Annotated in this window: 13 protein-coding genes and 1 pseudogene; 8 read left to right on the forward strand and 6 right to left on the reverse strand. The window is 68.9% G+C overall.

All coding sequences use genetic code 11. From position 1 onward, the window contains the following. Window positions 1–9: 9 nt before the first annotated feature. From QF032_RS13155 to QF032_RS13165, 3 genes are all read left to right on the forward strand, one after another. Window positions 10–282 carry a hypothetical protein gene (locus QF032_RS13155; protein WP_307042534.1) on the forward strand — a complete coding sequence of 91 codons (273 nt, stop codon included), beginning with the start codon at window positions 10–12 and terminating at the stop codon, window positions 280–282. A gap of 92 nt (window positions 283–374) precedes the next feature. Beyond that, complete coding sequence (locus QF032_RS13160) at window positions 375–1,571, forward strand: N(5)-(carboxyethyl)ornithine synthase (RefSeq protein WP_307056056.1); 1,197 nt, start codon at window positions 375–377, stop codon at window positions 1,569–1,571. 125 nt (window positions 1,572–1,696) lie between these two features. Continuing rightward, window positions 1,697–2,212 (forward strand): MarR family winged helix-turn-helix transcriptional regulator, encoded by a 516-nt coding sequence (locus QF032_RS13165; RefSeq protein ID WP_307042537.1) that lies wholly within the window; start codon window positions 1,697–1,699, stop codon window positions 2,210–2,212. A gap of 257 nt (window positions 2,213–2,469) precedes the next feature. Here QF032_RS13165 and QF032_RS13170 read toward each other — a convergent pair whose 3' ends face one another. Beyond that, window positions 2,470–3,732 (reverse strand): DUF418 domain-containing protein, encoded by a 1,263-nt coding sequence (locus QF032_RS13170; protein WP_307056057.1) that lies wholly within the window; start codon window positions 3,730–3,732, stop codon window positions 2,470–2,472. Between the two features lie 104 nt (window positions 3,733–3,836). Between QF032_RS13170 and QF032_RS13175 the strand changes: the two are divergent. Next, window positions 3,837–4,331, forward strand: a pseudogene (locus QF032_RS13175) (ATP-binding cassette domain-containing protein); the annotation flags it as partial. A gap of 372 nt (window positions 4,332–4,703) precedes the next feature. On the opposite strand, the gene QF032_RS13180 reads toward QF032_RS13175, so the two are convergent. Both QF032_RS13180 and QF032_RS13185 read right to left on the reverse strand, forming a co-directional pair. Further along, window positions 4,704–5,816 (reverse strand): sensor histidine kinase, encoded by a 1,113-nt coding sequence (locus QF032_RS13180; RefSeq protein WP_307056058.1) that lies wholly within the window; start codon window positions 5,814–5,816, stop codon window positions 4,704–4,706. Continuing rightward, window positions 5,813–6,472, reverse strand: coding sequence for a response regulator (locus tag QF032_RS13185; RefSeq protein ID WP_307060238.1), 660 nt, complete (start codon window positions 6,470–6,472; stop codon window positions 5,813–5,815). Before QF032_RS13185 ends, QF032_RS13180 begins: the two co-directional genes overlap by 4 nt. Window positions 6,473–6,998: 526 nt before the next feature. Here QF032_RS13185 and QF032_RS13190 point away from each other — a divergent pair. Then, the gene (locus QF032_RS13190) at window positions 6,999–7,880 is read left to right on the forward strand and encodes an SPL family radical SAM protein (RefSeq protein ID WP_307056059.1); all 882 of its coding nucleotides are present in this window, start codon (window positions 6,999–7,001) and stop codon (window positions 7,878–7,880) included. Window positions 7,881–8,036: 156 nt separating this feature from the next. Here the strand turns inward: QF032_RS13190 and QF032_RS13195 are convergent, their stop codons facing one another. The 3 genes from QF032_RS13195 to QF032_RS13205 form a co-directional block, all read right to left on the reverse strand. After that, window positions 8,037–11,129, reverse strand: a complete 3,093-nt coding sequence (locus QF032_RS13195) for a DUF1349 domain-containing protein (RefSeq protein ID WP_307056060.1) — start codon at window positions 11,127–11,129, stop codon at window positions 8,037–8,039. A gap of 392 nt (window positions 11,130–11,521) precedes the next feature. Next, on the reverse strand, window positions 11,522–14,665 hold the full coding sequence (locus QF032_RS13200; protein WP_307056061.1) for a right-handed parallel beta-helix repeat-containing protein: 3,144 nt from the start codon (window positions 14,663–14,665) through the stop codon (window positions 11,522–11,524). A gap of 212 nt (window positions 14,666–14,877) precedes the next feature. Next, window positions 14,878–15,645, reverse strand: coding sequence for a FadR/GntR family transcriptional regulator (locus QF032_RS13205; RefSeq protein ID WP_307056062.1), 768 nt, complete (start codon window positions 15,643–15,645; stop codon window positions 14,878–14,880). Window positions 15,646–15,773: 128 nt separating this feature from the next. On the opposite strand from QF032_RS13205, the gene QF032_RS13210 reads away from it, so the two are divergent. The 3 genes from QF032_RS13210 to QF032_RS13220 all read left to right on the forward strand — a co-directional run bounded on the left by QF032_RS13210 (window position 15,774) and on the right by QF032_RS13220 (window position 19,282). Continuing rightward, a complete protein-coding gene (locus QF032_RS13210) occupies window positions 15,774–16,889 on the forward strand; it encodes an enolase C-terminal domain-like protein (RefSeq protein ID WP_307056063.1) in 1,116 nt (371 codons plus the stop codon). Window positions 16,890–16,984: 95 nt separating this feature from the next. Then, on the forward strand, window positions 16,985–18,349 hold the full coding sequence (locus tag QF032_RS13215) for an ABC transporter substrate-binding protein (protein WP_307056064.1): 1,365 nt from the start codon (window positions 16,985–16,987) through the stop codon (window positions 18,347–18,349). Between the two features lie 12 nt (window positions 18,350–18,361). Then, window positions 18,362–19,282, forward strand: coding sequence for a carbohydrate ABC transporter permease (locus QF032_RS13220; protein WP_307056065.1), 921 nt, complete (start codon window positions 18,362–18,364; stop codon window positions 19,280–19,282). The last annotated feature ends 14 nt before the right edge of the window (window positions 19,283–19,296 follow it).

Raw genomic sequence — 19,296 nt, forward strand, 5'->3', positions numbered from 1 at the left:
TGCGGACGCATGTATTCACAGGACTCGATCTCCGGCCACCGCCGCGGCCGTCCCGAACCGACCCCGGAGATGCTCTCCGGGCTGGCCTGCCTCATCTGCACGACCGACTACCGCGACGCACCCGGCACGGAGGCGGTGGTGGTCTCCCACCGCGACGGCAGGCAGCTCCTCGCCTGCCGCGGAACGTGCGCCCGCATGGCGTGCGGTGCGGTCGACGGTCTGGACGAGACGCCGCCGCCGCTGGCCGAGCGCGTCCGCGGGCACCGGTCCGGCGGCTCCTGACCCGTACCCCGGTCAGCCACGGCAAGCGCAGCACGAACGGCGCCAGCGACGCGAACGACGCGAACGCTATGAACGACATGACGAGGAAACGTATGAGCCTGTTGAGTCTCGGAGTACTCGCCTCCTCCCGCAAGGAGAACGAGTTCCACCTGCCCCTGCACCCCGCCCACCTCCACCGGATCGCCTCGGACGTACGCGAGAGGATCTTCCTCGAACAGGGCTACGGCGAGCGGTTCGGCGTCGCCGACGACGCACTGCGACCGCTCGTGGCGGGACTGCGCTCCCGCGAGCGGCTCCTCGACGAGTGCGACGTGCTGCTGCTGCCCAAGCCCCTGCCCGACGACGTCGCCGCGCTGCGCCGGGGCCAGGTGCTGTGGGGATGGCCGCACTGTGTGCAGGACGCGAGGGTGACGCAGCTCGCCATCGAGCGTCAGGTGACGCTCATCGCCTGGGAGGCCATGAACCACTGGACGTCCACGGGCGCCTTCAGCGTCCATGTGTTCCACAAGAACAACGAGCTCGCGGGCTACTGCTCGGTGCTGCACGCCCTGCAACTCGGCGGGCTGACCGGCAGCTACGGGCGGCGTCTGCGCGCCGTGGTCATCAGTTTCGGCGCCACGGCGCGCGGAGCGGTCACCGGCCTCGGCGCCATGGGCGTCTCCGACGTCACCGTGCTCACCCAGCGCGCCGCGGCGGCGGTGGCCTCACCGATGCCGTCGGTCGTGATGAACCACTTCCAGGAGCAGGAGGACGATCCCTCGCGCCTCCAGGCACTCACCCCGGCCGGACCCGTGCCGCTCGCGGAGTACCTCGCCGGTTTCGACATCATCGTCAACTGCGTCCGGCAGGACACCGACGCGCCGCTGACCTTCGTCACCGAGGAGGAACTCGCCCTGTTCCGGCCGGGCTCCTTCTTCGTCGACGTCTCCTGCGACCAGGGCATGGGATTCTCCTGGGCCCGTCCGACCACCTTCAGCGACCCGATGCCCACGGTGGGGCCGGGCTGCCACTACTACGGGGTGGACCACAGCCCGTCCCACCTGTGGAACTCGGCCACGTGGGAGATCAGCGAGGCGCTCCTCCCCTACCTGCGCAAGGTCATGAGCGGCCCCGCGGCCTGGGAGGACGACCCCACGGTCGGGAAGGCCGTCGAGATCCGCGACGGCGTCGTCCTGAACCCCAAGATCCTCTCTTTCCAGCACCGCAGGGCCTCCTATCCCCACGCCCCCGAGACCCCGCCCCCGGCCCCCGCCCCCGTGCCGCGCTCCGCCACCCGGCCGGCGGCCTGACGCAGCGGGTACGCGGCTGCGCCGCAGCCGGAAGCGGACCGTACGGGGAATCCGGTCCGCACGACGGGAATGGCGGTGGCCTACAATTAACTCTCCATGGAAGATGGTTCTTCGGAAGACGAGTGATGGCTGACGCTGACCTGAAACTGCTGTACCGGGAGCTGGTCTCGCTGGAGATCGAGCTGTGGGACGGCATAGAGAGGCGGTTGAGGGCCGAGTACGACCTGCCGCTGACCTCGTTCGAGGTGCTGCACCTGCTGCTGCGGCGGCCCGGGCGGCGGATCCAGGACATCGCCGAGAAGTTCTCGATCACGGTGGGCGGCACCAGCAAGGTGGTCGACCGCCTGGAGGCGGCGGGCCTGTGCGAGCGGCGGGCCAATCCGAACGACCGCCGTTCCTCGATCGTCGAGCTGACACCCGAGGGGCGGACACTGGTGGACGGCGCGCTGAAGGTCTTCGAGGAGGAGCTGGAACTGCGTATCGGGTCGGTGATTCCCGAGCGGTCCGTGCGCGAGGTGACCGCGGTCCTCAGCACGCTGCGGGCAGCCGGACGCGCCCTGGACGCGGAGCGGAAGGCCGCCGCGCGGACACCGGTACCGGCTGCGCGGGCGCCGAAGCAGCCCGGCCGCCCCGCACCGTGAGCCACGCCGGGCCGCCAGGAGGGCGTGCTCGCGTGCGAGGTGCCGGAGGAGACCAGGCTCGTACGTGCCGCCGCGGGACTTCCTCCAAGGATCCCCTTTCCAGCTGATGAGAGGGTCTCGAAACCCTCTGGTCCGGGTTGTTCGCAGGCTGCTCCAGCACCACCTGTCCGGATGGGCGTCGGGGCAGCGGCAGATGCTGGATCCATGAGCGGCCCGGGCCGGGGTGGAGTGTGGAGGTTCACACCCCGGCCCGAGTCTCATCGGATGTGCTTCGCAGGCTTGGTGGCGGCGTTGAGCAGGTACTCCAGGGGGCCGCGGCGGAAGAAGCGGGACCAGATCGCGGCGAACAGGATGGCTGCGAGGACGTACATGATCAGGGGCAGCCAGGACTGCTGGGTGCCGGTTCCGGCGGGCGTGGACAGTGCGGTCTGTGCGAGGAAGTGGCCGACGTAGGCGGTCAGGGACATCGTGCCCACGGCGATGACCGGCTTGGCCAGGCGGCGCAGTCGCGGCAGGCGGTCCATCGCCACCGTCGCGCCCACGATCACGAGGATCGCGATTCCGACGCTGCCGATGATGTCGAACGTGGTGCCGCTGTGCGGCCCGGCCTTCAGGAGAGACGACGCGGACATGTCGGGGAACGACCCTGCATCAGCGGGCATCGACCCGCTGCCGGTGGGCATCGAACCGGAGCCGCCGGACGACGGCCCGTCTTCCGCGAGGCTCCGCAACGCGCCCTTGCCGGCGAGCAGCAGGGACACGCCGTAGGCGGTCGCGGTGAGGGTGGCGCCGAGCGCGGCCAGGCGCTTCTGGATGGTGCCGCAGGAGAGGTCCAGGCGGCCCAGCGCCATGCCCGCGAGGACGAACGACATCCAGGTGAGCGCCGGGTAGAAGCCGGTGAGCAGCAGATCGAGGACGCCGACCTCGCCGAGGTGGCGGAGCGGGTCGTAGGTGTTGATGCTCTGCTGGACCGACGGGGTCAGCAGCGAGGTGAGGACGAACGCCAGCTGCGGTGTGACGAGGGCGAACGCGGCCGCGATGATCGCGAGGGTCCTGGCGCTCAGTCGCACCAGGGGCAGGGCGAGGAGGAAGTAGACGCCGTAGAAGCCGAGGATGATCACGCCCCCGTACTCCATCGCCAGCACGGTGCCCAGCGCCAGCAGGATCACGGCGCGGATCGCGATGCGGGCCCTCGCCTGCCGGCCCGCCTGGCCGGTCTTGGGCTCGCGGCGGCCGGCCAGCAGCATCAGTGAGAACCCGGCGAGGGTGGCGAACAGGACCGACGAGTGACCGTCCGACATGTATCGGATCCAGCTGGCGACGCCGGTCGTGGCGGACAGCGGGGGGCCGATGTGCACGACGTACATGCCGAACACCGCCAGCGCGCGGGCCAGGTCCACCCCGACGAGGCGTCCCATCGAGGGACCGGGCGAGGCCGGGGACTCGGGGGAGGTCTGGGGCGGCGGAGGCGAGTTCTCCTGCGGAGCTGACGTCTCCTGCCGCGGCTGTGTCTGTGTCATACGGAGAACCTCGCGTGGGCGTCCGGGGGCGGACCATCCGGCAGTCTTCGGGCTCTCCCCCGCCGATCGGCGGGTAGCGCCCTGCCGACTGGCGGAGTCCCGTCTACGTGGAGCAGGACGCTCCGTTGTTGGCCGGCACGCTACGGGAGAACCTGGTCTTCGCGGCGCCCGGTGCGACGGACGACGCCCTCCGCGACGTCCTGACCCGTACGAAGCTCGACACTCTCGTGGAGCGTCTGCCCCACGGCCTGGACGCCCCGGTCGGCCATCGCGGCTCGAAGCTGTCGGGCGGTGAGCGGCAGCGCGTCGCCATCGCCCGCGCCGTCCTGCGCAAGCCCCAGCTGCTGCTGTTGGACGAGGCGACCTCGCAACTCGACGCCGTCAGCGAGCTGGCGCTGCGGGACGTCATCGCGGACGTGGCCCGGGAGACCACTGTGCTGGTGGTGGCCCACCGCCTGTCGACGGTGACAGGCGCCGACCGGATCGTCGTCATGGACGCCGGCCGGGTCCGGGCCGTGGGCACCCATCAGGAACTGGTGGACCAGGACCGGCTGTACGCGCGGCTGGCGGCCTCCCAGCTCCTGACCCCCGCGCGATGAGCCCCCACACGCAGGGTTCTCCGGCCGTCCACTGCCCCAGTCCCGGCCGGACAACCCACGCACCGACACCCACGGAAACCAAGACCCCGAAAGGCAGCCTGATGCGCACCGAGTCCGCCATCGGTTGCAGACATGGGCTAGGGGACTGGACTGGCTGGCCCAGCCGACTGCGCTGTTCGGCGGCGTGTACGGGCTCGGACTGTCCGCCTGGTGCCGGGATCCTCACCGGGCTGACGCGGCACCGGGCACGGTCGGGACGGGGCTGGACGAGGGGGCGAGCCGGCGGAGCACGGTCCAGGGGCGCGCCGGCTCGCGTTGCGGGCCGCGGCTCACGGGTGGGTCTTGTGAGCCGCAAGCCGACGAAACAGCATGTCAGTCCGCGCTGAGGGGAACCCTCAGCCGCACCCGGTAGCCGCCCTGCGCGGTCGGGCCCGCGTCCAGGGTGCCGTGCAGGATCTCGGCCCGTTCGCGCAGACCGACCAGGCCCTGCTGCGATCCGGGCAGGGAGAGGGAGGGGCGCGTGGGAGGGGTGTTGGTGACGGTCACTCCGATACCGTCCCCGTCCTGCCACAGCTCCACGCGAGCGTTGGCGCCGGGGGCGTGCTTGCGGACGTTGGTCAGCGCCTCCTGAACCGTGCGGTAAAGGGCGCGTTGGGCGGGTGTGCCCACGGTGGGCGGCAGCTCACCCGTCAGCTCCGTGTGAGTGCCACTGGATTCCACCAGTTTACGCAGGTCGGCCAAGGTGGGCTGCGGCGTCAGCTCGGTGGATTTGCCGCCTGAGGCGCGCAGCAGCGTGACCATGGTGCGCAGCTCGTCGAGGGTGGTGACGCTCAGCGAACGGATCGTGCGGGCGGCCTCCTTGGCGTCCGCGTCCTTGGCGGCGACCTGCAACGCCCCGGCCCGTACGGCGATCAGGCTGACCTGGTGGGAGACCACGTCGTGCATCTCGCGGGCCAGCTGGGCGCGTTCACGGGCGAGCACGGCCTGGGCGTGCAGGGTCCGCTCGTGCTCCCTGGCCTCCTCGACCTCGGCCAGCCGCCGCGCCAGGTCCCGTCGTGCCTGGAGAAGCTGGCCGAAGAGGACCGGGGCGACGCTGGTTGCCAGGCCGTACACGAAGAAGACCAGCGTCATGGTCCGGTCCGCCTCTGCCAGGGGCCACGGGGTACTGCTCGCGACGGCGGCCAGCACGACGCACACCGCGAGGAGACGGCGGTTGCGGGAGCGTTCGGCCAGCGTGAACAGCGCCGCGAGCACAGCGACGGCGACATCCTGCATCAGCGCGATGGGCAGGGTGAGCAGGAGGACGCCGAGCGGGAACCTGCGCCGGAAAGCCAACGCGGCGCAGCCGACCGCGGCCAGCGCGACCTCGGGGCGCGTGTGCTCCCACATGTCCACCACCAGCACGTCCACGGCCGCCACCGCCACCAGGACGATGTCGACGACCGGCGCGGGAACCCGCTGCCACACGGCACGGGCACGGCTCATCGACCGGCGTCCGACCGCGGGCGCTCGTCGAGCAGCCCGGCCCGCTGCGCCAGCAGCGCGGCCTGCACCCGGCTCGTCACCCGCAGCTTCGTGAGGATCGCGCTGACGTGGTCCTTCACCGTGCCCGCCCCCAGGTGGATGCGCGCCCCGACGTCGGCGTTCGACAGCCCCTCCGCCACCAGGACGAGGACGTCGCGCTCCCGCGCGGTGAGCAGCCGGACCCGCGCGGCCTCCTCGTCGACGGCCGTCTCGGTGCCGGGGTGGCTGTGCAGCAGCGTCCGCGACGCCTTGGGCGACAGCACCACACCGCCCGCGACCAGGGTCCGCACCAGGTGGGCCAGCTGTTCCGGCTTCGTGTCCTTGAGCAGGAAACCGGCCGCACCGGAGTGCAGCGCGGTCAGGATGTACTCGTCGGCGTCGAACGTCGTCAGCATCGCCACCACCGGCGGACCCGGCATCGTCCGCAACTCGCGCAGGACCGTGAGCCCGTCGACGTCCGGCATCCGGATGTCCAGCAGCACCACGTCCGGCCGCTCCCGCCGGACGGTCTCCACCGCGTCGCCGCCGCTCGCGGTCGCGACGACCTCGATGTCCTCGGACGCGCCCAGAATGAGTTCGAAGCCCGAGCGGACCAGTGCCTCGTCGTCGACCACCACTACCCGGATCACGCGCTCCGCCTCACCCTCGTTCCTGTCTACGGCCCATGCCGACTCGACCCTAAAGCCACGTAGAGCCCTTGCGACCCGGCGAGCGGCAGCTCCAGCCACACGGCGGGGTGCCACCCACCACTCGGCAGGGACACGGCAGCCTTCTGCCGGATAGTCCATGATCGGCCCGAGTTTCCACCCTGAGGGCCATGACCCATCACCCAGACTCCGGGCCCCTTGCGGCCGACGCGCCGTCCCCCGAACGCGAGCGCAGTGAGTCCTCGACCGGCGCGCCTCAGGAAGTCGATGGCCGCGCTCCGCCGGAACGGCTCACGGGGCCCGCCCGTCGGAGGCGGACGATCAAGGGACCGGATCAGCCGCCCACCCAGCAAACCATTTAGATTCCATGGAATCAACTTCCAGAGATTATTGTTCCATGGGATGCAGGTTAGGCGTCCAGTCGCCTCGCCCCGCGCACAGCAAAGGAACGAGGCCGCCCGCTCGCGGGCGGCCGACACCAGAGAGGACGCCCGTCATGGAACCGGTCGAGATCGAGGCGAAGACCCTGATCCAGAAGTCGAAGACCCCGTCGAACGACTACGTGATCAACCCCTACACCGGCTGCGTTCTGGGCTGCGCCTACTGCTTCGCCTCCTTCGCGGGGCGGCAGTTCGGCCGGTCGGTCACGGAGTGGGGCGACTACCTGTACGTGAAGAAGAACGCCGTCGAACTCGCCCGCAAGGAACTGGCCAGGATGCCTGAGCACAAGCGCCACGGCACGATGCTGCTCAGCTCGGTCACCGACCCCTACCAGGGCCACGAGACCAAGTACCGGCTCACCCGCGGCATCCTGCGCGAACTGAAGACCGTCGAGTACCCGGGCCTGGTCCGCATCCTGACCAAGTCGCCCGTCGTCACCCGCGACATCGACCTGCTCACCAGCCTCCCCCGGGCGGAGGTCGGCATGACCGTGACCACCGCGGACGACAAGATCAGCCGCTGGCTGGAGGTCCGCGCCCCGCTCGCCTCCCGCCGCCTGCGCACCCTCACGGAACTACGCGAGGCCGGCATCCCCACCTTCGCCTTCGTCGGCCCGCTCCTGCCCCACTTCGCCGCCCAGCCCGAACTCCTGGACCACCTCTTCGGACAGCTCGTCGAAGCGGGCATCACCGAGGTGTTCATGGAACACATCAACCTCAAGCGGTACATCCGCGAGCGCATGGACCAAGTCCTCGCCGACGAACCCGACGAGGTGCGCGAGGCGTACGTACAGGCCCGATCCAACGAACACCGCGAACAGCTCGACGCGATCGTGGCCGGCCTACTGGCCAAGCACGGGCTGCGGCTGCGTTTCGACGAGGTCGTCCACCACGATGACAATGACGCCCTGCGGCAGAGGTTGGCCGACCCGGCGTGAGCGCGTCGCAGCGGCGGCAGCGTTCAGGCGATGGAGCGCCGACCAGGTACCCGACTGGCCACCCTTCATGTGGACATGGCGAAGCTCCGTGTGCCGGTGAGGAGGCCGCACCGGCACACAGAGCTCGTTTCGGAGATCGTGACCCGGACCGCTTCGTCAGCTGACGGAGAACTGGCTGAAGTGGGTGGTGCCGATGGTTCCGGCGTGGGCCGTGGAGAACATGCCCGCGTCCTCGGTGCTGTTCGCCCCGGTCAGTGTCGCGGTGCCGACAGTGGTCCAGGTGGTGCCGTCGACGGAGTAGGAGCCTGTGACCGACGTGCCGCTCCTGACCAGGCGGAGCCAGACAGGCGCGACGGTGGCGCTTCCGGTCTTGATGGTGTTGGCGTCGAGGTAGCCGTCACCGTTGGAGTCCGACGACAGGGCGATTCCGTTGCCGGGGGTGGTGGCGAGGACGAGGTACCCGGCGGACGAGCCGGCGGAGGCGATGTTGTTGCGCAGCATCAGGCCGGCTTTGGCCCAGCTGTTGGTCTTGTCCTGACTGGCGACGCGGACGGTGACGGTCGAGGACGTTCCAGCGGCCCCCGTCTGGTAGGCGGCCGAATACTCGTCGTCGTATGCCGTGCCGGAGCGCCATACGTCGATGCCCGCGCTGGTCAGGGAGGTCACTCCGCCGCTTTGGCTGACGGCGGCCGGAGTCGAACTGTAGGCCCTGAAGGGAGAGGTGACGATCTGCAGGTTGCTGAATGTCGCGCTGCCGGCGGTGGTGCTGTGGGCCGTGTGGATGACACCGACGTCCTGGGTGGTCGCCATGGACGGCAGGGTCACCGTCGAGCCGACCTGGGTGAAGGTGGATCCGTCGGTGGAGTAGTAGGCGGACACCTGGGTGGCGGTGCGGGTGAGCCGCACCCAGACCGGCGCTTTGACGGCGGAAGCCGTGGAGGTGAGCTGGTCGAGGTAGCCGTCGGCGTTGGAGTCCCACTGGAAGTTGACGCCGTTGCTAGGGGTCGCCGTGACGACCGTGTATCCGGCGGAAGAGCCTTTGCCCGTGAGGTCGTTGCGCAGGACGACGCCGGCTTTGGCCCAGCCGTTGCTGTTGTCCAGGTTGTCGACCCGGGCGGTCACCGAGGTCCCGTTGGCGGCCGCCCCGTTTCGAAAGACGGTGCCGTAGGCGTCGTCGTGCTGTCCGCCGGCGCCCCAGATGTCCGCGCCCGCGTCGGTGATGGTGAAGCGGCCGCCGCTCTGGCCGGTGTTGGCCGGAGTGGAGGAGTAGGCGCTGTAGGGCGAGGTGACGGGGTCGGTGGTCAGCGGACGGTACAGCGGCTGGATACCGACACTCTCCATGAACGTCTTGGCACCTGACGGCCAGCTGCCGTTGCTGACGACGACGGTGCCGCTCACCACGTCACCGCGGCCGTTGGTGTTGGTGATGTTCGCGGAACTGTTGTTCGTCCAGTTGTCGGTCAGGGTCAGGGCGCCGGTGTTGTTGGTCGAGCTGGCGTTCTCGTGGCCCCAGCTTCCGGTGTTGCGGAAGACGTTGTTGGTGTCCGTGAAGTTCCGGGAGCCCTCGTCGTGGTAAAAGCCGAAGTAGCCGTTGTTGCTGTGGCAGTAGTTGCGTTCGAAGGTGCTGCCCGGTGACGCCGACAGGGTGTACATGCAGCCGCCGTCGGTCATCTGCTGCATGAGGTCGTGGATGTAGTTGTCGGTGACGTGGTTGTTCGCGGCGGTGGTCGCGGTCGTGTAGGTGGGCTGGTAGTTGTACAGGCCCCGGTTGACGTAGTCCTGGCTGCCGCCGATGTCGTTGACGCCCCAGCCGTAGCCGATGGTGAGGCCGGAGTAGGGCAGGTTGTACACCTCGTTGTGTGCGACGGTCGCGCCGTTCACGTAGGTGACGAGGATGGCCGACATGTCACGGTATTCCAGCGCGACGTCATGGATGAGGTTGTTGCTCAGCGTGATGTTCCGGTTGGTCATCCGGCTGTCACCGGGGTGGTGCGCGTCCGCCTGAAGACCGCCGACGACGATGCCGCCGCCCGCGTCCTGGGTGAAGACGTTGCCGGTCGCGGTGACGGTGTCGGCGCCGAGACCCACGCCGGTGGTGTGGGCGTTGGCGTCGTTGCCGATACCGAGGCCGCTCTGCCCGAGCTGGGTGAACCGGTTACCGGTGAACGTGATGTGGTCGGCGGCCGAGACCTGGACGGCAGAGGGCATCTGCTCCCAGTGAGGGCGTGTTGCTTCGAAGAGCCGGCAGCCGCTCTGGCAGGAGGTCAGCGCGTCCGACGGGCGGTCCCAGGTACCGGTGAGGTAGGCGCCGGTCTGCTGGCTGGCGTAGCCCTGGGTGGTGGGGTCCAGCCAGCTGGTGCCCGAGAACTGAAGCCCTGAGAAGGCGATGTGGGTGGCGGGTGAGGAGTAGGTACCCCCGACGTTGATGATCGACTGCAGCTTCGGCACCTCGACATCGGCCGTGCTCATGTCCTGCCCGGAGAGCGGCTTGTAGTACAGGGTGCCGGTGGTGGTGTCGAGGTACCACTCGCCGGCCGCGTCGAGGAACTCGTAGGCGTTCTCGATGTAGAGAGGGCCGGACCGGAAGGGGCTCGTCAGGGTGTCGTAGCCGAACGTGTTGTTGTCCCACGAAGGCTGGGCCATCGTGATGGTGCCGCTGCTGATGCCAGTCACCGGCGCATAGCGGTCGGTGAAGGATCCGATGCCGTGGATCTCGGTCCGGCCGGGCTGGGCAAGGCTGTTGAGGTAGCTCAGCGAGCTGTTGGTGAACGTGTAGCCGCTGCTGGTCGCGGTCAGGTAGGAGCGGGTGAGCGCGGTGCGGGCCCGGGTGGCCAGGACGCCGTCGACGGACAGATGGCGCGCGTCGAAGCCGGTGCCGACGTTGGTCTTCCAGATGTTCTTGGCCGAGTCCTGCACGGTCCAGCCGGTGGCCTTCTGCGCTCCGGTGATGACGGGACGGGCGCCGAGCGCGGCCTTCCAGTTCACCGTGTAGCCGCCTGTGCCCGAGTCCGCCGAGGTGAAGGTGAGCGGCGCGGAGAGCCGGTAGGTGCCGTCGGCGAGCTCGACGGTGGTGTCGGCCGTCATGGAGCTGTTGATCGCCCGCACATTGGTCTTGGCCTGGGTGATGGAGCACGGCTGGCTCGCGGAGCAGGCGGTGCCGGAGCCGCTCGGCGCGGCGTAGAGCGTCGTGCCGGCCGCGAAGGCCGGTCCGGCCTGGACGAGGACCGCGGCGGTTGAGGCGGTGAGCACGGCGGCTGTGGCCAGCCATGATCTGAGCCGGTTGGGAACCGAGGGACGAATGCGGGTTGTTCGCACGTGACACCTTCCGGGTGGTTCAGGGAGCCTGCGGTGCCCATCGCGGGCGGGGAGAGCCCAGCGGCACAGGAGGGGAAGGGAAATAGGGCTGTAACATTAGACGTCATATGAATTTCGTCAATAGATTGCGCACGCGGAATTGGCCGGAGGTCAGCGCGGCCATGCGAACGCCCCCGGGCCGGCCGGCGCGGGGGCGAGGCGATATCGCGGCTCCAGGTTCCCTGGCGTGATCCCCTCTTGCTGAGCCTGCAACGTTGGTTGGGCGGCGGCCGGCCGGTATCTGGTCGGCCGCCGCCGTCGGGGCTCCGCCCCTGTCCGCCGTCGGTTCAGGTGATGGTGAAGTCGCTCATGTCGGCGGCACCGGCGACGCCGCTGTGCGCGGTGAAGAACATCCCGGCGTCCTGGATGGCCGCCGCTCCGGTGAGGGTTGCCGTCGAGGACACGGTGGTCCACGAGGTGCCGTCGGTCGAGTACGAGCCGGTCAGGGTGGTGCCGTCGCGGGTCAGCCGGAGCCAGACGGGTGCCGTCGTGGTGGCCGCGCCAGAGGTGTACTGGTCGAGATAGCCGTCGGAGTTGTCGTCCCACTGGAGGGTGACGCCATTGCCGGGGGTGATGGCCAAGACCGCGTATCCCGGCGAGGAACCCGTGCCGCTGACGCTGTTGCGGATCATGATGCCGGCCTTGCTCCAGCCACTGCCGCTCTTCTGACTGTCGACGCGAACCGTCACGGTGTTGCCGCTGGCGAAGGCCGCCGGACGGTAGATCGCCCCGTACTCGTCGTCGTACTGGGTGCCGTATGCCCAGGTGTCCACTCCCGCGCCGGTCAGCGAGTAGCTGCCGCCGCGGTCGACGAGGGCCGCAGGGATGGAGGAGTACGCCTGGTAAGGGGAGGTGGTGACGGTCAGGTCGCTGAGCACCGCACTGCCCACAGTGCTGGAGTTCGCCGTGTGGATCACGCCGACGTCCTGAGCGGTGGCCGCCGAGGCGAGGGCGACGGTGCGGCCGACCTGGGTGAACGTGGTGCCGTCTGTCGAGTAGAACCCGCTGACCTTGCTGCCGGTGCGGGTCAGGCGGACCCAGACTGCGGCCGGGGTGCCGGAGACCGTGGCTCTCTTGTCGAGTCGCCCGTCGCCGTTGGAGTCGTACTGGAAGGCGACTCCGTGACCGGGGGTCGACACCATGACCGCGTAGCCGGAAGCGGAGCCGCTGCCGCGCAGGTTGTTGCGCAGGACCACACCTGCCTTGGCCCAGGGATCGGTGGCGTCGAGGTGGTCGACCCGAGCGGTGATCGTGGTGCCCGAGGTGGCGGCCTTCTTCAGGTACGCGGTGCTGTAGGAGTCACGCTTCGCCCAGATGTCCTTGCCGGTGTCGGTGAGGGTGAGGGTGGTGCCGGACTGGCCGATGTCGGCGGGTACGGAGGAGTAGGTGGAGTAGGGGGTGGTGACGGGGCCCGCGGTTATCGCCCGGTAGGCGGGCTGGACTCCGGCCGCCGCCATGGCGGCCCTGGCGCCGCTGGGCCACTTGCCGTTGGTGACGTTCACGGTCCCGGTGACCGTGTTGCCGCGCTGCCCGTCGAAGACGTCGGTGCCTGTGTTGGAGGTCCAGTTGCCGGTCAGTGTGAGGGCACCGGTGTAGTTGCCGCCCTGGTTGTTCTCATGCGCCCAGGTGCCGGTCTGGCGGAAGACGTTGCCGCTCGCGCTGTAGTGCCGGGAGCCTTCGTCGAAGTAGAACCCGAAATAGTTGTCGTTGATCGTGCAGTAGTTGCCGTCCAGGGTGCTGCCCGGCGAGTCCGACAGGGTGTACATGCAGGCGCCGTCGTTCATGGACTGCATCACGTCATGGATGTAGTTGCCGTCGATGTGGTTGTTCTTCGCCGTGGTGGGCGTGGTGTAGACGGGCTGGTAGTCGTACAGGCCCCGGTTCTGGTAGTCGGGACTGCCGCCTGGGTCGTTGGAGCCCCAGCCGTAGCCGATGGTGATGCCCGAGTAGGGCATGTTGTAGATCTCGTTGTGCGTGATGTCGATCGTCGAGACGTAGGTGGCCAGCACCGCCGACATGTCGCGGTAGTCCAGCGCGATGTCGTGGAAGACGTTGTTGGAGACGGTGATGTTCTGGTTGGTCATCCGACTGTCACTGGGGTGATGGGCGTCGGCCTGTACGCCCCCCACGGCGACCCCGCCGCCCGCGTTCTGGGTGAAGACGCTGCCCGTGACACTGACGGTGTCGGCGCCCAGCCCCACTCCCGAGGCGTGGGCATTGGCGTCGTTGCCGATGCCCACCGCGACCTGGCCGAGCTGGGTGAATCGGTCACCGGTGAAGGCGATGTCGTGGGCGGCCGAGACCTGCACCGCGGCCGGCATCTGGTGCCAGTGCGGGCGGGTGGCCTCGAAGAGCTTGCAACCGGACTGGCACGAGGCCGGCGCGTCCGAGGGCCGGTCCCAGCTGCCGTAGATGAAGGCGCCGGTCTGCTGGCTGGCATAGCCCTGCGGGCCACTGGGCTGCAGCCAGCTGGTGTGCGAGAACTGGATTCCGGAGAACGCCAGGTCGTGCGCCGGTTTCGCGTACGTGCCGCCGATGTCCAGCAGGGACTCGAGCCGCGGAAGCTCGACGTCCGCGCTCGACATGGTCTGCCCGGGCAGCGGCTTGTAGTACAGGGTGCCGGTCGTCGGGTCGAGGTACCACTCACCGGCCGTGTCGAGGAACTCGTAGGCGTTCTCCAGATAGAACGCGGTGTCCTGGTACGGGCTCGTGATCGTGTCGTAGCCGAAGGTGTTGTTGTTCCAGGCCGGCTGCTCCATCGTGATCACGTTGTCGCTGATGCCGGAGACAGGCGAATACCGGTTCGTGAAGGAGTCGGCGCCCTCCACCTCGACCCGGCCGGGGTCGGCAAGGCTGTTCAGGTAGCTCAGCGAACTGCTGGTGAAGGTGTAGCCGGTGGCGGTGGGCGTCAGACTGGAGCGTGGCACCGCGGTGCGGGCGCGAGTCGCCAGGAGCCCGTCCACGAAGAGCTGCCGGGTGTCGATCCCCTTGCCGACCGAGGCCTTCCAGATGTTCTTGGTGGAGTCCTGCACGGTCCAGCCGCTGACCTTCTTGGCGCCGGAGACCACCGGGTGCGCGAAGGGAGCGGCCTTCCAGGTCACCGTGTGGCCGCCGGTGCCGGAGTCCGCCGAGGCGAAGGTGAGCGGCGCGGAAAGCCGGTAGACGCCGTCGGCGAGCTCGACGGTGATGTCGGCCTTCATCGAGTGGTTGATCGCCCGCACGGTGGTCTTGGCCTGGGTGAGGGAGCACGGCCGGCTCGCGGAGCAGGCGGTGCCGGAACCGCTCGGCGAGGCATAGAGCGTCGTGCCGACCGCGAAGGCGGGACCGGCCGGGACGAGGACCGCGGCGGCCGAGGCACCGATGAGAGCAGTTGCGGCCAGCCATGATCTGAAACGGTCGGGAACCGCGGGGCGGATGCGGTCTGTTCGCACGTGACACCTTCCTGGTGGTTCAGAGGGACTGCCGTGCCCATGGAGGCCAGGGAAAGAGCCGAGGGCCCAGAGGGGAAGGGAAAGAGGGCTGCAACATTAGACGTCATACGAATTTCGTCAATAGATCGCACTCACAGAGGGAGGCCGCAGTCGGCTCGGGCATGCGAAAGCCCCCGGCCGATCGGCACGGGGGCGGGGTGGGCGGAATGCCCTCAGGAGGCGGGGGAGCTCACATTCGGCAAGCGGCGGCGACTCCACGCCGTCTGGATGTGCGCCGTCATGGCCTGCGCGGCCCCCTCGGAGTCCCGGGCCAGCAGCCGCTCGGCGACCGCGCGGTGCTCCGCGTTGGCCCGCTCGCACGCGGTCGCGTCCGGAGTGCCGTTGTAGAGGTACGTCGTGCGCGCCTGGGCGTGCAGGATCCGGATGATGGAACGCCCGAGCCTGTTGCGGGATGCCTGCATGATCCGGTCGTGGAAGACCACATCGGTCTCGATGAAGCGTGCCGGGACCGCAGTCTCCTCGTCGAGGCGGGCGAGCAGCCGCTCGATGGCTCGCAGGTCGTCGTCGGCGGCCAGCGCCGCGGCCTGTGCCGTCATCTGGGCTTCCAGCGTCGAGCGGATGTCGACCAGTTGGTCGAGAACGACCAGCTGGTCGTCGTGCTGGACGGTGGCGGCGAGCACGACGGGGTCGAGGAGGTTCCACTCCTCGGGCGGGGTCACGGTGGTGCCGGAACCCTGCCGGGCGAGGACCAGCCCCTTGGCCTCCAGGGACTTGACCGCCTCGCGGATGGTGATGCGACTGACGCCGAACGTCTCACAGAGCTCGGGTTCGACCGGCAGGGTCGATCCGGGAGGAATGGCGCCCGACACGATCGTCTCGGTAAGGCTTTCCATGACGGCCTGCGCCAGCCGGGCCGGACGCTTGGGCCAGGGCTTGAGAACGGCCGACTCCCCTGCTCTGCCGACGTTGTCCTTGGCCATGCGGACCCCCTTGCTGCTGCGGATGACGGCGAGTCTACTGGGCGGAACTTCTTGACAGCATTCGTATGACGACTTACGTTACACGAAAATTTCGCAGCAGTACTTCCCGCTCCCAAGGAGTGCAAGCCGTGCACATCACCGCAGTCGAATGCCATCCGGTCCGGGTGCCGGGAGCCAGCCCGTCCTTCGTCTGGCGGGACGGACTCCTGGGCAGCCCGGCCGACGGTGAGGCCGCGGTGCTGCGCATCCGCACGGACGAAGGGGCCGAGGGGGTGGCAATGGCCCCCCGGCGGGGCAGCGGGGTCATCCTGGCTGACCTGCTGAACCGGGTGCTCCGCAACGAGTTGGTGGGGCAGGATCCCCTGCAACGGGAATGGCTCTGGCACCGCATGTGGGAGCTGGACCGCACGGAGGAGCTACCGCTCTACCTGCTGGGACTGGTCGACACCGCGCTGTGGGACCTGGCCGGACGGCTCGCCGACCGGCCCACGTGGCAGATGCTCGGCGGTTACCGCACCTCCATACCGGCGTACGCCTCCACCGTCACGTACTCCTCGGTGGAGGAGTATCTGGACATCGCCGACCAGGCCCTGGAGCTCGGCTACCCCGCCATCAAGCTCCATGCCTGGGGTGATGCCCGCCGCGACGCCCGCCTGTCGGTGGCACTGCGCGAGCATGTGGGCGACGACGTCCCGCTGATGTTCGACGGGTCGGCGGGCTTCGACCTCCCCGACGCCACCTATCTCGGGCACGCCCTCTCGGACGCCGGCTACCTCTGGTACGAGGAGCCGATGAGGGAGTTCAGCGTCACCGCGTACAAGCGTCTCGCCGACGCGGTGGCCGTTCCCCTCCTCGTGGCGGAGACCTCCGACGGGGCGCACATGAACTCGGCCGATTTCATCCAGGCCGGCGCCGCCACTTTCGGAGTCCGCGCCTCCACCCAACTGCGCGGCGGCTTCACCGGCGCGATGCGCACCGCCCACCTCGCCGACGCCTACCGGCTGCGCGCCGAGGTGCACGGGCCGGAGATCCCCAACCGGCACCTGTGCATGGCCATCTCGAACACCACGTACTACGAGTCGCTGGTCATGGGCAATCCCATCAGCCGTGAAAGCGGCATCGACGCCCATGGCCTCGTTCACGCTCCCACCGGTCCGGGCGTCGCCCTCCCGGCGGGGTTGGATTACCCTCCCGTCCTCCAGTCATTTGTCGACAAGGAGACCGTCACCCCACCCCGGGCATGACGACCGGAACCCCAGACCCGACCCCCCATCCCCAACACCCCGAACGCGGCGCCCCTCACGGCGGTGCGCCACTTTTCCAAGATCCGAGGTCAGTCATGAACAACGACGTTCCGGTTTCCTCCCGCCGACCGCTCAGACACACCGCCGTCGCCGCCCTGGGCGCCGTCTCCCTGCTCGCGCTCGCTGCCTGCGGCAGCGCGGACCCCACCCCCACGACGGCTTCTTCCCCGGCGGCCTTCAAGCCCGTCGCCCAGGAGAAGGGCAGTGAGATCACGGTCTGGGCCGACGCCACCCGCGTGCCGGGCGTGCAGGCGTACCAGAAGACGCACCCGGACGTGAAGCTGAAGATCGTCACGTACAGCGGGGACGCCAACGGCGCCAACGACCTGCAGACCAAGGTCCAGCTGTTCGACCGCTCCGGCAGCGGGTGGCCGGACGTCGCCTTCAGCGCCAACGTCAACGACGGCACCTGGGCATCCCAGGGCAAGACCCCTTATGCCGCTCCCGTCGACAAGGGCCTGATCCCGCTGTCGACCCTGAACGGCTTCGCGCACGGCGCGCTGAACCCGTGCAAGGCCAACGGCAGCACCTACTGTCTGCGCAACGACCTGGCGCAGAACGTGCTCTGGTACAACAAGGAGCTCATGGGCAAGTGGGGCTACTCCGTCCCGACCACCTGGGAGGACTACCAGGCTCTCGGTGAGCGGGTCGCCAAGGAACACCCCGGATACCTGGTCGGAACCGCCGGGGACGCCTGGACGCCCGAGGTGTACTTCTGGGCGAGCCAGTGCACCGCCAGCACCACGACCGGCGCCAAGAAGGTCACCGTGGACCTGCACGACTCCAAGTGCACCCGGATGGCCAAGCTGCTCGACAGCCTGATCGCCAAGGGATCGGTCGCCAAGGACACCGTCTTCAGCGCCGGCTTCATCAAGAACCAGGCGAGCAAGGTCCTCATGCTCCCCGGCCCGTCCTGGTTCGGCCAGGTGCTCTTCAACTCCACGTTCAAGATCCCCGCGGGCAAGATCGCCGCTGCTTCGCCGCTGAAGTTCGAGGGTGACGCCAAGAACTACACCGGCAACGTCGGCGGCGGCCTGTGGTTCGTCTCCTCGCACAGCAAGAACCTCAAGGCCGCTTCCGACCTGGCGACCTGGATGACGACCTCCGACGACTACCAGGCAACCGCCGGCACGTATCCCGCGTACAAGCCGGCGGCCACCACATGGCTCGTCAACCAGCGCAGCACCGGCTACTTCGCCAACGACATCAGCCCCGTCTTCGAGGAAGCCGCGGAACTGATCTGGCCCGGCTGGTCCGCCACCCAGTACAGCCAGGAGGCGATCTACTCCTCCACCGTGATCCCAGCCCTGAACTCCGGCAAGACCCTCATCGACACCCTGGACACCTGGCAGACGGCCATCACCGACAAGGCCAAGTCCCTCGGATACACCGTCAACTAGCGAAGCGGACCGATGACCACCCACCCCGCAACGGAGCGGAGCGGCCGCCGCGGCGGCCGCTCGGCCCGCAACCCGGTCGGACGCGCCGGATACGCCTTCGTCTCCGGCTACGTCCTTCTCCTCCTCGCCTTCGGCGTCCTGCCCACCGGTTACGCGGTATGGCTGGCGCTGTCCAACTCCCGCAACCAACTCGTCGGAATCGGCAACTTCACCCGGACGTTCGCCGACTACCGCTTCGGACCGGCCTTCCTCCACATCGGCCTGTACCTGGTGGTGTGGCTGGCCAGCCTGATGATCCTGGTGGTGCTGCTCTCGCTGATGCTGCACGGCCGCATGCGCAGGACCTCCACCAGCCTGCGGTTCCTGTTCTACCTGCCGGGCGCCCTCGCCGGAGTGGCGAGCGTACTGCTCTTCCTGATCCTCCTCGACCCGGCCGCCAGTCCCGTCGGCTGGCTGCTGAAGAGCTTCGGCTGGGACAGCCTCGCCCAGGTCAACGCCCCAGGTCACCTGCCGGCACTCTTCACCGTCATCGCCTTCTGGACCGGGGCCGGCGGCTGGATCGTGGTCATGTACGGCGCGCTCAACAGCATCCCCGACGAAATCCTCGAGGCCGCTCGCATCGACGGCGCCAGCACGCTCCAGATCGCCCTGCGCATCCAGATCCCCATGATCACCAAGTGGATCGCCTACATGCTGATCCTGGCCTTCGCGGCCGGCACCCAGCTCTTCGTCGAGCCGCAACTGGTCTCCCTCGCCAGCTGGGGCATGATCCCCGACAGCTGGTCACCGAACCAGCTCTCCTACCAGTACGCCTTCCAGGCAGGCGACTTCAACGGCGCGGCGGCGCTCTCCGTCGACCTCCTCATCCTGGGCCTCGCCTGCGCGGTGCTCGTCGTCTTCCGCACCGGCCTGTTCGACAGGGACACAGGATGACCACAGCTCCCACC

Source organism: Streptomyces achromogenes (assembly GCF_030816715.1).
GTDB classification, from domain to species: domain Bacteria; phylum Actinomycetota; class Actinomycetes; order Streptomycetales; family Streptomycetaceae; genus Streptomyces; species Streptomyces achromogenes_A.

Coding starts and splice junctions, on each gene's coding strand:
- QF032_RS13155 (WP_307042534.1), top strand. CDS start 10: ATGTATTCACAGGACTCGATCTCCGGCCACCGCCGCGGCCGTCCCGAA.
- QF032_RS13160 (WP_307056056.1), top strand. CDS start 375: ATGAGCCTGTTGAGTCTCGGAGTACTCGCCTCCTCCCGCAAGGAGAAC.
- QF032_RS13165 (WP_307042537.1), top strand. CDS start 1,697: ATGGCTGACGCTGACCTGAAACTGCTGTACCGGGAGCTGGTCTCGCTG.
- QF032_RS13170 (WP_307056057.1), bottom strand. CDS start 3,732: ATGACACAGACACAGCCGCGGCAGGAGACGTCAGCTCCGCAGGAGAAC.
- QF032_RS13180 (WP_307056058.1), bottom strand. CDS start 5,816: ATGAGCCGTGCCCGTGCCGTGTGGCAGCGGGTTCCCGCGCCGGTCGTC.
- QF032_RS13190 (WP_307056059.1), top strand. CDS start 6,999: ATGGAACCGGTCGAGATCGAGGCGAAGACCCTGATCCAGAAGTCGAAG.
- QF032_RS13205 (WP_307056062.1), bottom strand. CDS start 15,645: ATGGCCAAGGACAACGTCGGCAGAGCAGGGGAGTCGGCCGTTCTCAAG.
- QF032_RS13215 (WP_307056064.1), top strand. CDS start 16,985: ATGAACAACGACGTTCCGGTTTCCTCCCGCCGACCGCTCAGACACACC.
- QF032_RS13220 (WP_307056065.1), top strand. CDS start 18,362: ATGACCACCCACCCCGCAACGGAGCGGAGCGGCCGCCGCGGCGGCCGC.